Source organism: Porphyromonas sp. oral taxon 275, assembly GCF_018127745.1.
Lineage (GTDB): Bacteria > Bacteroidota > Bacteroidia > Bacteroidales > Porphyromonadaceae > Porphyromonas.
This window is the reverse complement of sequence record NZ_CP072333.1, coordinates 1,662,875-1,676,996: the sequence shown is the minus strand read 5'-3', so window position 1 is coordinate 1,676,996 and position 14,122 is coordinate 1,662,875. Positions and strand designations below refer to the sequence as shown.

Sequence of the window (14,122 nt, the reverse complement as noted above, 5' to 3'; positions counted from 1 at the left end):
GCAGCGAGCTTGGTGAGGCTTGAGGCCTTCGCTTCCCCTGAGCTTAGGCGGGGGCGCTCTGCCAGAGGGCCTGCCTTCGCCCCTAGCCTCATGCGAGATGCTGGCAGCTGCGGGCGGTACCGTGTCGCCCGAGCGTGGCTAGTGCCTTGGCTATGTGGGGGGAAATGATTAAAATTGTAGGACAAGTAGCCCGCACCCAGCTAGCCCCTCACGTAGGGCCCTAGCCGAGCGGACACAAGCTAGATATCTCAGGACAATCATGATGGAAGTCAAGTACGAGGCCGTAGTCCTCGGAGCAGGCGAGAGTGGTGTAGGGGCAGCGCTCCTCTACAAGAGCCGTGGCCTCACGGTCTTCGTGTCGGACTATGGCACGATAGCAGATAAGTATAAGGCGGAGCTCGAGGCCGCTGCCATCCCCTACGAGGAGGGCGTGCACAGCACTGAGCTGATCCTACGCGCTCACGAGATCGTCAAGAGCCCCGGGATCCCCGAGAAGGCACCGATCATGCAGGCTATACGCGCTGCAGGCATCCCCGTGATCTCGGAGATTGAGCTGGCGGGTCGCTACCTGCGCCCTGGGACGAAGGTCATCGGCATCACGGGGAGCAATGGCAAGACGACCACCACGATGTGGCTGCACCACATCCTCTCCGAGGCAGGGCTCTCCGTGGGACTGGCGGGTAATGTGGGCTTCAGCCTCGCCCGTCAGGTCATGACCGACGAGCAGCCCGACTACTTCGTCATCGAGCTCAGCAGCTTCCAGCTGGACGATATGCACGAGTTCCGCGTGCACGTCGCCCTCTTGATGAACATCACGCCCGACCACCTCGACCGCTATCACTACAACTTCGAGGAGTACGCCCTGTCCAAGATGCGCATCCTGCAGAATCAGACCAGCGACGACGCCTTCATCTACTGGGGCGAGGACGAGTTCGTCTCCCGCTACGTGATGACGCACCAGCCTATGCCCATGCAGTGCTTGCCCTTCCTGACCTACCCGCAGGTAGGCTCGGCAGCGGACAAGAGCGACGAGGGCACGATGCGCATCCACTTCGAGGGGCACGACTTCTCCTTCCCGCTGGATCAGCTCGCCCTCCAGGGGCCGCACAACCTGCAGAACGCTATGGCTGCCTCCATCGCCGCCCTACGGCTCGGCGTCAGTGAGGAGGTGCTTCGTGGTGCACTGACGGACTTCGTCAACGTCCCTCACCGCCTCGAGAAGGTCGGCGTGCTGGACGGCGTGCGCTACATCAATGACTCCAAGGCGACCAACGTCAGCAGCACCTACTACGCCCTGCGCACCATGACCACACCCTACGTGCTCATCCTCGGGGGGCAGGACAAGGGCAACGACTACATGGACATCAGCGAGCTGGTGAAGGCTGGGGCGCGTGGCCTCGTCTTCCTCACGACCGACGTCCTGAAGCTCTACCAGACCTTCCACGGCGAGGTACCCCAGATCGCCTCCGCCCTCAGCATGGAGGAGGCCATCGACCATGCCCGTGCTATGGCGCAGCCTGGAGATACGGTGCTGCTCTCGCCTGCCTGTGCTAGCTTCGACCTCTTCAAGAGCTACATCCACCGCGGGGATAGCTTCCGCAGCGTCGTGCAGCGCCTCATCCAGGACGCCGAGGCCCATGGATAGCCTGCACGAGGTAGTCGATAGGCGCAGCCTGGTGCAGCGCCTGCTGGATGGCAACGGGGCTCTGTGGGCGCTCTACATCGCCTTCATGATCCTCTCGACGCTCATCGTCTCGAGCGCCATCAGCAGCGAGGTGTACAAGGCAGGCAGTGGTATGCCTATCTTCAAGCATATCCTCTTCCTCTTCGGAGGCTTCGTCCTCTGCGCCATCGTCAGCCAGTTCTCCTCGCGCTTCATGAGGAACTGGGCGCCGCGTCTCATGATGCTCGCCATGCCGCTGCTCATCGCCTGGCTGCTCGTGGCGGGCTCGGGCAAGAACGGCGCCGAGCGCTGGATCTACATCGCTGGCATCTCGGTGCAGCCCTCCGAGCTCATGCGTATCGCTCTCGTCCTGTGGGGCGCCGTAGCGGCGGGCAATAGCTGGAAGCGCAACCCCAAGCGCTGGAAGCAGTTCACCGCCTACTACGTCCTCTCGGGCATCCTGATCGCTATCCTGGCGAGCAGCAACCTCTCTACGGGGATCATCTTCGTCCTCTTCATCGGCATCTACAGCATCGTGCTGCGTGCGCCTTGGCGCTCCTTCCGTTGGTTCGTCCGCGTCACCGTGGGGCTGGCGCTACTGGGTGGGATCGCCCTGATGACGCTGCCGCCCTCGTGGCTGCCCGGCCGTGCCTCGACCTGGCGCGCCCGTATCGAGCGTAAGGTGGACGAGCACAGCGTCGCCAAGGGCGAGGTGCGCGAGATCAATATGGGCGGTCAGGAGGACATGGGACGCATGGCTATCGCCTCGTCCAAGAACCTCTTGCCCGTCGGTCCAGGGCAAAGTAAGTTCCGCAGCGCCCTAGCCCTGGCCTACTCCGACTACATCTACGCCATCGCCATCGAGGAATACGGCTGGCTCGGCCTCCTCGTCCTGCCGGGGCTCTACGTCCTATGGATGTGGCTCATCCTACGCGAGGCGCGGCGTCAGTCCAGCGCCTATAGGGCGAACGTGCTGCGCGGCTTCGCCATCATCTACCCCCTGCAGGCGCTGGTCAATCTAGCCGTCGGCGCAGGGCTCTTCAATACGGGTCAGACGCTGCCGATGTTCAGCTTCGGGGGCTCCTCCATCTTCGCCACCAGCATCGCCTTCGGCATCATGATCGGGATGAGCCGCTCCGAGCGTGCCTACAAGCTCTGGGCCGAGGAGCAGCGCCAGCTCGAGGCACGACGTCTGGCGGAGGCGGAGGCCGCCGAAGCACTGGAGCGTGCCGAGGCTCCCGACGAGCAGGCCCTGGCCTATCACCCCTCTCTATCCAGCACTGAGTATGATACAGCGAGCCATCATTAGTGGCGGCGGTACGGGCGGGCACATCTTCCCTGCCATCTCAATCGCCGAGGCGCTGCAGCGCCGCTATCCCCAGATCGACATCCTCTTCATCGGCGCCGAAGGCCGTATGGAGATGCAGCGCGTGCCTCAGGCAGGCTTCCGCATCAAGGGGCTACACATACGTGGGCTGGATCGCAAGCGCATCTGGCGAAACGTAGGGGTGTTGAAGGACTTCCTCCGCGCGCTGGTCACAGCCCGCGACCTCATACGCGAGTTCGAGCCCCAGGTCGTCATCGGCGTGGGGGGCTATGCCAGTGCCCCGACGCTCAAGGCAGCTCAGAGCCTCGGCATCCCCACGCTCATCCAGGAGCAGAACTCCTATGCGGGCGTGACGAATAAGTTCCTCGCGCGGCGGGCGACGAAGATCTGCGTCGCCTATCCCGAGATGGAGCGCTTCTTCCCCAAGGATAAGATCGTCCTGACGGGCAACCCGATTCGCCCCGCCATCGAGCAGCTCAGCGCGACGCGTGCAGAGGCGCTGGAGTACTTCCGCCTGCCTGCCGACACCGAGCAGGTGGTGCTCGTCGTAGGCGGCAGCCTCGGTGCGCGCAGCATCAACGAGGCCATCGGTGCGCGACTGCAGGAATGGGAGCAGTCGGGTGCAGCCCTCATCTGGCAGACGGGGACAGGCTTTGCCGACAAGGCACAGCAGCTGCTCGCAGGCTACCGCTTCCCCGTCTACTGCGCGCCCTTCATCCAGCGCATGGATCTGGCCTATACGCTGGCGGACGTCGTCGTATCGCGTGCAGGGGCGAGCGCTATCTCCGAGCTCTGCCACCTCGGCAAGCCCACGATCCTCGTCCCCTCACCCAATGTAGCGGAGGACCATCAGACGAAGAACGCGCTGGCGCTCTCCACGCGTGGTGCGGCCATCCTCGTCACCGACGCCGAGGCGCACGATGTATTGACGCCCAAGGCCCTTGCGCTGCTGGCCGACGCGCCCCAGCGTCAGAGCCTCTCCACCGAGATCAAGAAGCTCGCTCTCACGGAGGCGGCCGATCGTATCGTGGATGAGCTGGCGAAGCTCGTCCCCTAGCGCAGCGAGCGCACACTACTCCCCCGAATAACTAGCCAGGGCGCAGACGTCATCCGTGACGTCTGCGCCCTGGCTTCGTTTTGTCCCTACTGCAAGGGTGCTTCGGGTGTCCTTAGACTAGTCCTTGGTGGCTTTAGTGGGTGGGTCTCGACTAGGGCGTCAATGGAATTAGGGGGAAAGGAAAGCCGCCTTGGGCTTTGGCTGAAGCTGAGTCGGGCAACCGGGCGGGAGGGCTTAGTCTAAGCCTTCCCGTAAGCCAAGCACCGAGGCGGGACGGGGAGCGAGCCTGCTGCGCGCGCTGTGAGGACTATCCCTCAGCCCTCTGACTGATACCCCTCACGGCGCTGACGGACGACCCTCAGCTCCCCCACTGATATCCCTCAGCGAGCCTCCACCTAAAGTAGCGCCCCGCTGCAGCTCATCGGCTACAGCGGGGCGCTTTTACTTAGGCTAGGGGGCGAAGCTAATCGGCCCTTCCCTTAGCAGGAGGCTCGAGTGCGCTAGAAGGGAGGTGGGCCTGGAGGGCCCTGACGGTTGGTCTTCATGTCGCTCTTGCTGCCGCCGCCCGCGAAGCTATCGAAGCGGTAGATGAAGTGCAGCATGGCGTAGCGCCCGAGGGTATTGGTCTCCTCGGTGGAGATGCTGGAGGCGGTGATGTTGCGCCAGATGCTTCGACGGCTGTCCAAGAGGTCATAGCCCTTGAGGCGGATGGTCGCCTTGCGCCCAGCGAGGAAGCTGTAGGAGATCCCCGCATTCAGCAGCGTCTGCTCCTGATCATAGCCACTGCTGTAGCCCGTGGTCTTGGTGTAGGTCGCGTCGCCCTCGATGGTGAAGCCCAGCGGCAGGGTGAAGGTGCTGGTCCAGCCGAGGCTGTAGTCCTTGGTCGCAGGTGTAGAGACGCTGCCGAGGCTATTGGAGGCATTGTAGTAGCCCCAGCCCCCGCGTAGGCTGAGGTCGACCCAGCTATGGCGGTAGCTGAGGGTCATATTCTCATTGAGGCGCAGCGCGAGGCTGGTATTGGCCTCACCGTTGATGAAGGTCTTGCTACGGATGAGGTTGTTCATCGAGCCCAGGCGCAGGGAGAACTTCTTCCCTGGGAGCGTCTGGGTGAAGAAGCCCCCGAGGCCCAGCATCCCATTGCCATTGACATTGGTGTAGTCTACGGTGCGCACCCCCGTGTTGAGGTCGTAGACGGAGCGCGAGATGATGGCGTCCTGTACCAGCTGCGCGTGGCCGAAGAGCGCCAGCGAGGTCTGCGTGCTCGTCCAGAAGTTGTTGTAGCGCATGAAGAGGTTATGCTGGAAGCTCGGGCTCAGGTCCTGATTCCCGCGATAGACGACCAGCGGATTGGTGACGTCCTGCACGGGCGAGAGCTGCTCGGTCGTGGGCTGCGTGCTGCGGCCGTTGTAGTCGAGGCGCAGCTCGGTAGTGCGCTGCGGCTTGTAGCTCAGGCGGAGCTGCGGGGCGAAGTTGGTCACTGCGCGGCTGATGGTCGGGGCGGCCGTGCCAGCTACCAGTGAGTAGCTGCTGCTACGAGCGTGCTCGACGGTGAGCCCAGCCGTCACGTCGTAGGTCTTGCCCTTCTTCTTGAGGGCGAGGCCAGCCTGCTGGGTGAAGTAGTCGGAGCGGAACTCATTGCTGTAGGCAGCATTGCGCTGCGTGTACTGCCCCGTGGCGTCGGTGTCGAAGGCCTCACGCTGGCTCTCGGAATGGCTACCGCGTAGCTGGTAGGTCAGCTGGGTGAAGAAGCCCTTACCGAGGGGCTCGACCCAACCCAGACGTGCGCGGTAGCTCTGGCTGCGCTTGGTGGTGGCGATACGCTGGTCGAGGGACTCGATCCGCGCTAGGCTGTGCAGCAGAGAGCGGTACATACCCTCGCCGAGCGTCTGGTCGAAGGAGCCCTCGGCCGAGAGCGTCAGCGTGCGTCCGCTCTGGGAGAGGCGGCGGCTGGCGTCGAGGTGGAGCTCGCCGCTGGTCTGGCGCTGCTCGCTCTGCTGGCTCTGCGTGGTGCTAGAGATGGACTGCTGGGTGGCGTCGTCATTGCGCGTCTCGTAGGCCGAGCTGTAGGTGCTCTCGCCGCGGCCGTAGCGTAGCTGGGGGGAGATGATGAACTGGGTGAGGCTGTCGGGCTTCCACTCGATGCGGAAGTTCCCCGCGTAGGAGTCATTCGTCGAGAGCTCCTTGGTACCGCCTCGCTCGGTCGTGGAGCCCGTGCCGAGGATGTTCTGCACGGTGCTCTCGAGCTGCTTGTCGCGGGAGTTGCGCCCGATGAGGGCATTCCCGCCGAAGGTCAGCTTCGGGCTGAAGGTATGGCTGATATTGCCCCCGAGGACGCGTGAGGTGAGGATGCCGTTGTTCTGGCCGAAGTTCCCCCCACCGCCTGGTCCACGGCGGCTACCGCGTGCGGAGGTCGCCATGCTGAGCATCATGTTGGCGGAGGCGAGCTCGGAGGAGACGTCGCTGAAGCCTGCGCTATTGGTGTTGTTGAGGCTGCCGAGGAGGGTCATCTGGTTGTCTCCCGTGAAGCGGCTGAGCATGGCGCTGCCCTCGTAGCGCTTGTCCGTACCGAGGCCAGCGAAGGCAGTGCCGAAGGTGCCGCGCTTCTTCCCCGCCTTGATGGTGAGGTTGAGGATGGTCTCTTCGTTGCCGTCCGAGAATCCTGAGAGGCGTGCGGCCTCGCTGTCTCGGTCTACGACCTGGATCTTGTCGACGAGCTCAGCAGGGAGGTTCTTGAGCGCCACCTTGGGGTCGCCCTCGAAGAAGCGCTTGCCGTCGACCATGATCTGCGAGACGGTCTTACCGTTGATGGTGACCTGTCCCTGCTCGTTGATCGTGGCGCCGGGGAGCTTCTTGACCAGCTCCTCGACGGCGTCGCCCTGCTGCGTGGTGTAGCTGCCGGCGTTGAACTCGAGGGTGTCGCCCTTGACGACGACCTCGGCGGCCTTGCCGATGACCTTGACCTCGGAGAGGAGGGCGCCGTCCTCGGCGAGCTTGATCTTACCGAGCTGGAGGTTCTTGCCCGCGACCTTTAGGGTCTTGCTATAGGCCTTGTAGCCGACGAAGGTGATGCGGAGGGTATAGCTGCCACTGGCGACGGAGCGCAGGTGGAAGGAGCCGTCGCGGCTGGTCGTCACGCCCGTCTTGAGCTTGCCGTCGGGCAGCAGGAGGCTGACGCTGGCCCCTGTCAGGGGCTTCTGCTCCTCATCGAGCACCTGCCCCTGCACGCTGTGCGTCGTCGCCGTGGTCTGCGCCGAGAGGGGCGCGAGGGCGAGGAGCCAGAGGAGGCATAGGCTGAGGAGATGATACACTGTCTTTGTCATAGAGCTTGTCCTTACGTTATACAGCTATGACTGCAGCGAGGGTCTAAGGTTTAATCTAGCTGTGGATGCGCCGCGCCTTCGCTTCGCTATGGCGGCACTCCGTCCCGAGCAGAAGCAGCAGGGGCGACCCCAGGGAGTCTATCCCCGAGGCCGCCCCTGATGGCGTATTGGTGTGGCGCTAGCCGTAGTGGGCTAGAGGCGCTCGATGTCCTTGAAGTAGTTGTAGGTACCGACCTTCAGCTCGATGCAGGCTGCCTCGTCGCAGACGATGATGCCCTTGGGGTGGAGCTGCAGCGCGGTGATAGTCCACATCTGGTTCACTGAGCCCTCGACAGCCTGCTGCAGGGCGCGTGCCTTGCCGTGGCCATTGACGAGGATGAGCACCTCACGGGCGGACATGACGGTGCCGACACCGACGGTGAGGGCTGTCTTGGGTACCTTGTTGACGTCGCCCTCGAAGAAGCGGCTGTTGGCGATGATCGTGTCCGTCGTCAGTGTCTTCATGCGGGTACGCGAGCTGAGCGAGGATCCGGGCTCGTTGAAGGCGATGTGTCCGTCGGGCCCGATACCGCCGAGGAAGAGGTCGATGCCGCCTGCTGCCTCGATGGCTGCCTCGTAGGCGGCGCACTCGGCCTCGAGGTCAGCTGCGTTGCCATTGAGGATGTGGACGTTCTCCTTCTTGATGTCGATGTGGCGGAAGAAGTTGTCCCACATGAAGCTGTGGTAGCTCTGAGGATGGTTCTCAGGGATACCGACGTACTCGTCCATGTTGAAGGTGACGACGTGCTGGAAGGACACGCGTCCGGCCTGATGAGCAGCTACCAGCGCCCGGTACATGCCCAGGGGCGAGGAGCCTGTGGGGAGGCCGAGGACGAAGGGCTTAGCCGCGCTGGGCTGAGCAGCATTGATCTTGGCGACGACATAGTCTGCCGCCCACTGAGAGATGCCTGCGTAGTCAGGCTGGATGATAAGACGCATTACTTGATCTTTATTAGTAGAGTGAGTATTCTTGGCTGATGTGAAGGGAGGCGGGAGCTAGGGGAGGCTAGCCCTTGGGGGCAAGGAGGCGCGCGGCCATAGCCTGCCCGAGGGCCCAGCTGAGGTCGAGCACGGAGCTGAGCTCGGACATCTTGAGCTCGACGGCCTCACCGACGAACTCCCACTTCATCTCCTCGGCGAAGGGGATCAGCTTCTTGACCGCGGCGGGCGCCCAGGTGTAGGAGCCGAAGGCCGTGTAGAGTCTGTCCTTGACGTCACGGATGCGGATGAGGTTCATTAGATTGGCGATCGGCGTGAAGAGCTCCCCGCAGTAGGTCGGGCTGCCGATGATGAGGCCGCGGTAGCGGAAGATATCGGCGAGGATAGCAGAGGGGTCGGACTTGCTCACGTTGTGGCAGACGATGCGCTTGATGCCCGCTGCCGAGAGGCTCTGGGCGATGACGTCCGCCAGCTGCTCCGTATTGCCATACATCGATCCGTAGAGGATGACCACGCCGTCCTCGGCCTCGAAGCGTGACAGACGGTCGTAGAGGCGGCGCGCCTCCCCGAAGCCCTCGGGCGTCCAGACGACGCCGTGTGCGGGGCAGAGGTGGTCGATGGCGAGGCCCTGCTTGTCCATATTGGCCAGCGCCTTCTGTACGAAGGGGCCGTACTTGCCGATGACGCAGGCGTAGTAGCGCTCCATCTCGCGGAGGTAGGCCGAGCGGTCGCCGAGCTCGCTGTCGCGCAAGATGCCGTCCAGCGCCCCGAAGGAGCCGAAGGCGTCGGCCGTGAAGAGCACCCGCTTGCGCTGCTCGTAGGTGAACATCACCTCGGGCCAGTGCACCATGGGCGCCATGAGGAAGGAGAACTCGTGCCCGCCTATGCTCAGCGCGTCCCCATTCTTGACCTCGTGCAGCCCCTCGGTGATCCCGTGGAAGCCGCGCAGCATCTCGAAGGTCTTCTTATTGCCTACGATCTTGAGCTCGGGGTAGCGCTTGCGCAGCAGCCCGATGGAGCCGCCGTGGTCAGGCTCCATGTGGTTGATGATGAGGTAGTCGAGGGGACGGCCCTGGAGGATAAGGTCGAGCTTGTGGAAGAAGATGTCGCTGTAGCAGACGTCCACCGTGTCGATGAGCGTGGTCTGCTCGTCGACGATCAGGTAGGCATTGTAGGCGACGCCCTGCGGGAGGCTCCACATGTTCTCGAAGAGCGCCTTCATCCTGTCGTTGACCCCTACGTAGTAGATCGAGTCGGTGATCTGTGGTACTTGGTACATAGTCGTGTGTAGTTAGTGTTCCTCCTTTGCTGGAGTGCGGCGCTAGCGGCTGGGGAGCGGGGCTCCCACAGCCGCTAGCGCCTATCCTATTTTGCTTGGTCTGCGATTGGGTGGCGGTAGGCGTAGACGATGAGAGCCAGCCCTGCCAGGATGAAGGGGATGCTGAGCAGCTGCCCCATATTGATGCCCCACTGGGCGATGAGGTCGTACTCCCAGCGCTCCTGCACGTTCTTGATCCCCTCGACGAGGAAGCGGAAGCCGAAGACGAGCACGAAGAACCAGCCCACGATGAGCCCCGAGTAGCGCCGTGCGGCATCGCGCTGCCAGTAGAGATACATACAGACGCCGAAGGTCACCAGGTAGGCCAGCGCCTCGTAGAGCTGCGTCGGGTGGCAGGCGGGGATAGCCTCGGGGTCTAGTCCTCGGTACTCGATGGCGCGCAGGAAGCGGAAGCCCCAAGGGAGGTCTGTCGGGCGGCCGAAGATCTCGCTATTCATCAGATTGCCTAGGCGAATGAGTGCTGCCGCCAGCCCCGTAGGCACGGCCAGACGGTCGAGCGTCCAGAGGATGGATCGCTTCGTCACGCGCCGCGAGTAGAGCCATACCGCGAGGATGATGCCCAGTGTGCCGCCGTGGCTAGCGAGCCCACCCTCCCAGATGGCGAAGATCTTCGCGGGGTGCGCCAGGTAGTAGCCTGGGTCGTAGAAGAGGACGTGCCCTAGGCGCGCCCCGACGACGGTGCCCACCACTACATATATATATAGGGAGTTCATCCACTCGGGATCGAGGCGCTCGCGGCGCCACATGCGCTCCTCGATCATAGGCCCGAGGATGAGCAGCCCGAGGGCGAAGAGTAGGCCGTACCAGCGTATGTCGCGGCCGAGGATCTCGAAGATCACGGGATCGACGTCCCATGTAATGGCTCCTAGCATCGTGATCTATAGGGTGTCTATGCGTATGCGTTCGTATCGGGCCGAGCCCGTGAGGAAGGGGAGGGGGCTAGCAGAGCTTGGCGATCCACTGCTCGCGCTCGCCGGGCAGCAGGTCGATGACGGGGAGCTCCTGCATGGTGTAGCAGCCGGGCTGCTGGCGGGAGGCGGCGCGGGCTGCAGCCACGAGGATCTGCGCCGTGAGGGCGGGGTTATTGATCTTCATGTTGAACTCCAGCAGCTGGTTCTGCGTCGTGCCCGAGACGCCCTTGCGCGTCATGTGCACGCCGTGCCCCATGTCGATGAGCTGATCGACGTCGTCGACGACGCTGACGTGCGTCTCATCGTGGGCGAAGTACTCGTCTCGCTTGATGGCGGCGATGACTTCGTCAGCCTTGTAGCCGGGCTCGAGCTCGATGTAGACCATGCGGCGGTGGATGCCCGTGCCCGTGGGAATGGTCATCGAGAGCGCCTTGTGTACGCCTGCGATGGCCTTGACGGCTACGGTGTGCCCCATGCTCATCCCAGGGCCGAAGTTGGTATAGGTAATTCCCTTGGGCACGATGGCCTCCATCAGCGTGCGCACGACGGAGTCGCTACCGGGGTCCCAGCCTGCAGCGATGACGCTGACGGCGCCTGCGGCGCGAGCTGCAGCGCCCAGTGAGCGGCGTAGAGCGAGGATGTCGCCGTGGATGTCGAAGCTATCGACGGTATTGATCCCTAGGGGAAGCAGCTCCAGGGCGGTCTGCTCCACCAGACGCGTCGGCGTCGAGAGGATGGCCACATCGACCTGTCCCAGCTCCTGGATGGAGCCGACGACGCGGTAGGGCTCTAGCTCGTGGGGGATCTGTGTGGGGTCGCGGCGGACGACGCCTGCGATCTCGAAGTCGGGAGCAGCGCTGAGGGCTTCGATGGTGTAGCGGCCGATATTGCCGTAGCCGACGACGGCTGCTCTGATCTTCTTAGTCTCTGACATAGGGTCTCTTATTCTTCTTGTGGAATTGTGTCTATAATCTTAACTAGACAAAGATACTGAAAAGCCCGCAGAGCCTAGGGCGGGCAAGTGGCCTCCTGGTCTAGGGCGGGCGAAGCTGAAGGATAGGGTGGAGGCAAGGTGGGTGGAGGCTGTCTGTAAGCCGCGGTGCGGCTCGGCCTGCGCGCCCCCTTAGCTCGCAGCGCGCCGCGAGCAAGGTGGGGCCGAGATTTCTTATATAACTTTTCGCCCTCCCCCTTATCCCTCAGCGTGCTGACTGGCGTCCCTCAGCGCCGAATATTATATTACTTTTCCCAGCCCGACCTAGCTCGCAGCTCGCTCCGAGTAGGGGCACAGCGCGCCCCGCCTTGTCTTGGGGCTCGCTTAGACTTGATGCTGAGCGACTTCTCCCTTTGCTTGTGTTGCTGTCTTCCTCGCTTCGACTAGCTTGAGGGATGCCCGTCTCTGGGCCTTTGAGCCCCTACGAAGCTGCTTCGCTGTCGGGGCTGAGCACCCGCAGAGCGTGGGTTGGGCTCGCCATCGCTGGGCTTGCCTTGGACGGCGTGCTCGGGGAGAGGACTCGGGGCGGCTCTGGGGGCAGGAGTCTGAGCAGTGCTTGGACTGGGTGCTGGCTTGTGATTGTGCACCCTTTTCCGTATCTTTGTGGCGATTTTTATAAATAGCTGAAGGAGCCTCACATGCATACCGATTTATATAAAGTGAACCTCAGGAGCCTCTCCGAGGGGGATCACGAGCTACACTGGGTGCTGGGGGATGACTATTTCCACCACCTGGGAGCCGAGGACTTTACCTCGGGAGAGGTGTATGTCGATGTGTACATTCATCACATCGGAGGGGTCTTCAGCCTGGAGCTAGAGTATGACGGCTACGTGGGGACGACCTGCGACCGCTGCCTCGATCCGCTGGAGCTGGACGTGTACACCGAGCGCGAGCTGGTGGTGAAGTTCGGCGACGAGCATCGCGAGGAGAGTGAGAAGCTCCTGATTATCCCCGAGCAAGACGGCGTCCTCGACCTGACGTGGACAATGTACGAGGATATCGTGCTGAGCCTGCCGATGCAGCGTATGCATGAGGAGGGTGAGTGTAATGAGGACATGATGCGCGCCTACAGCAAGGTGGCGGCAGACGAGCCTCAGCCCCAGCAGCAGGAGATCGTCCGCGATGAGGACGGTATCGATGAGCGCTGGGCGGCACTGAAGCAACTGAAGCAAGAGTAGTAATTCAAAACAAAAATAGACTTATGGCACATCCTAAGAGAAGACAGTCCAAGACCCGTACCGCCAAGCGTCGTACGCATGACAAGGCAGCAATGCCTACGCTAGCTAAGTGCGCTAACTGCGGTGAGTGGCACGTGTACCACACCGTATGCGGCGCCTGCGGCTACTACCGTGGCAAGCTCGCCATCGAGCAGGACTAGGCTAAGACCCCACTAGCGAAAGAAGCCCCAAGGACGCCTTTGGGGCTTTTTTCGTATCTTCGTGCTATATTGCATCTGCTAGGATCATAACTCTAAGAACAATCATAACTAACTATGAGCATAATCAACGCAGCCATCACAGCCGTCGGCGGCTACCTGCCAGAAGACAAGCTGACCAATGCCGACCTGGAGAAGCTGGTAGATACCAACGATGAATGGATCACTACGCGCGTAGGCATCAAGGAGCGTCGCGTCCTCAAGGACCCGACCAAGGGCGCCGCTTACCTCGGGGTGCAGGCCGTCCAGGACCTCCTCTCGCGCAGCGGCATCGATCCTAAGACCATCGATGGGCTCATCCTGACGACCAATACAGGCGACCATACCTTCCCGACGACGGCCTCCATCGTAGCGCACGATACGGGCTGTGTCAATGCCTTTACCTTCGACCTCGTCTCTGCCTGCCCAGGCTTCATCTACGCGCTGGAGACGGGTGCGAACTACATCCGCTCGGGCCGCTACAAGCGTGTCCTCGTCGTCGCGGCGGAGAAGATGACGGCCTTCGTCGACTACACCGACCGCGCTACCTGCCCCCTCTTCGGCGACGGCGCGGGCTGCGTGCTCCTCGAGCCTACCGAGGAGGCCTGCGGGGTGATGGACGCTAGCTTCCACACCGATGGTATCGGGCGTAACAACCTGATCCTCCGCGCTGGTGGCTCGGTCAACCCCGCTTCGCACGAGACGGTTGAGGCACGTCAGCACTACATCTATCAGGAGGGCGCTGCAGTTTTCAAGCACGCCGTCAAGGGCATGTCCTCCAGCTGCCGCGCCATCATGGAGCGCAATGGGCTAGCGGACGCTGACGTCGCTTGGGTCGTGCCCCACCAGGCCAACCTGCGTATCATCGACGCCGTGGCGCGTGAGATGAAGGTGCCTATGGAGCGCGTGATGGTCAATATCGAGTACCGCGGCAATACGAGCTCGGCGACGATCCCCCTCTGCCTTTGGGAGTTCGAGAAGAAGCTCCACAAGGGCGACAACCTCATCCTGACCTCCTTCGGCGCTGGCTTCACCTGGGGTGCCGTCTACGTCAAGTGGGCCTACGAGCCTAAGCACTAAAGGCGTCAATCACCACTGAAGAACCTTACCAGCCTTCGCGCC

The 14,122-nt window shown here is 62.6% G+C and carries 11 protein-coding genes; 6 read left to right on the top strand and 5 right to left on the bottom strand.

The window, feature by feature from the left end; genetic code table 11:
• Nucleotides 1-259: 259 nt before the first annotated feature.
• From murD to murG, 3 genes are read left to right on the top strand one after another with little or no spacing between them, the layout of a single operon-like run.
• A complete protein-coding gene (gene murD / locus J4862_RS06645) occupies nucleotides 260-1,645 on the top strand; it encodes a UDP-N-acetylmuramoyl-L-alanine--D-glutamate ligase (protein WP_211788343.1) in 1,386 nt (461 codons plus the stop codon).
• Nucleotides 1,638-2,972: an FtsW/RodA/SpoVE family cell cycle protein gene (locus tag J4862_RS06640; RefSeq protein ID WP_211788342.1), complete on the top strand. Its 1,335-nt coding sequence runs from the start codon at nucleotides 1,638-1,640 to the stop codon at nucleotides 2,970-2,972. Before murD ends, J4862_RS06640 begins: the two co-directional genes overlap by 8 nt.
• Entirely contained in the window at nucleotides 2,950-4,047 is a 1,098-nt protein-coding gene (murG, locus tag J4862_RS06635) for an undecaprenyldiphospho-muramoylpentapeptide beta-N-acetylglucosaminyltransferase (protein WP_211788341.1), read from the top strand. The genes J4862_RS06640 and murG overlap by 23 nt, the downstream gene beginning before the upstream one ends.
• 500 nt (nucleotides 4,048-4,547) lie before the next feature.
• Here murG and J4862_RS06630 read toward each other — a convergent pair whose 3' ends face one another.
• From J4862_RS06630 to J4862_RS06610, 5 genes are all read right to left on the bottom strand, one after another.
• Nucleotides 4,548-7,367, bottom strand: coding sequence for a TonB-dependent receptor (locus tag J4862_RS06630; protein WP_211788340.1), 2,820 nt, complete (start codon nucleotides 7,365-7,367; stop codon nucleotides 4,548-4,550).
• A 192-nt stretch (nucleotides 7,368-7,559) separates the two neighbouring features.
• Nucleotides 7,560-8,345: a glucosamine-6-phosphate deaminase gene (gene nagB, locus J4862_RS06625; protein WP_211788339.1), complete on the bottom strand. Its 786-nt coding sequence runs from the start codon at nucleotides 8,343-8,345 to the stop codon at nucleotides 7,560-7,562.
• A gap of 67 nt (nucleotides 8,346-8,412) precedes the next feature.
• Nucleotides 8,413-9,624: an FprA family A-type flavoprotein gene (locus tag J4862_RS06620; RefSeq protein ID WP_211788338.1), complete on the bottom strand. Its 1,212-nt coding sequence runs from the start codon at nucleotides 9,622-9,624 to the stop codon at nucleotides 8,413-8,415.
• An 86-nt stretch (nucleotides 9,625-9,710) separates the two neighbouring features.
• Nucleotides 9,711-10,556 (bottom strand): prolipoprotein diacylglyceryl transferase, encoded by an 846-nt coding sequence (gene lgt, locus J4862_RS06615; protein WP_211788337.1) that lies wholly within the window; start codon nucleotides 10,554-10,556, stop codon nucleotides 9,711-9,713.
• 67 nt (nucleotides 10,557-10,623) lie between these two features.
• Nucleotides 10,624-11,529 carry a diaminopimelate dehydrogenase gene (locus J4862_RS06610; protein ID WP_211788336.1) on the bottom strand — a complete coding sequence of 302 codons (906 nt, stop codon included), beginning with the start codon at nucleotides 11,527-11,529 and terminating at the stop codon, nucleotides 10,624-10,626.
• Nucleotides 11,530-12,224: 695 nt separating this feature from the next.
• On the opposite strand from J4862_RS06610, the gene J4862_RS06605 reads away from it, so the two are divergent.
• The 3 genes from J4862_RS06605 (at nucleotide 12,225) to J4862_RS06595 (ending at nucleotide 14,080) form a co-directional block, all read left to right on the top strand.
• A complete protein-coding gene (locus J4862_RS06605) occupies nucleotides 12,225-12,764 on the top strand; it encodes a DUF177 domain-containing protein (RefSeq protein WP_211788335.1) in 540 nt (179 codons plus the stop codon).
• Nucleotides 12,765-12,787: 23 nt separating this feature from the next.
• Entirely contained in the window at nucleotides 12,788-12,964 is a 177-nt protein-coding gene (rpmF, locus tag J4862_RS06600) for a 50S ribosomal protein L32 (RefSeq protein ID WP_211788334.1), read from the top strand.
• A 114-nt stretch (nucleotides 12,965-13,078) separates the two neighbouring features.
• Nucleotides 13,079-14,080 (top strand): beta-ketoacyl-ACP synthase III, encoded by a 1,002-nt coding sequence (locus tag J4862_RS06595; protein ID WP_211788333.1) that lies wholly within the window; start codon nucleotides 13,079-13,081, stop codon nucleotides 14,078-14,080.
• The last annotated feature ends 42 nt before the right edge of the window (nucleotides 14,081-14,122 follow it).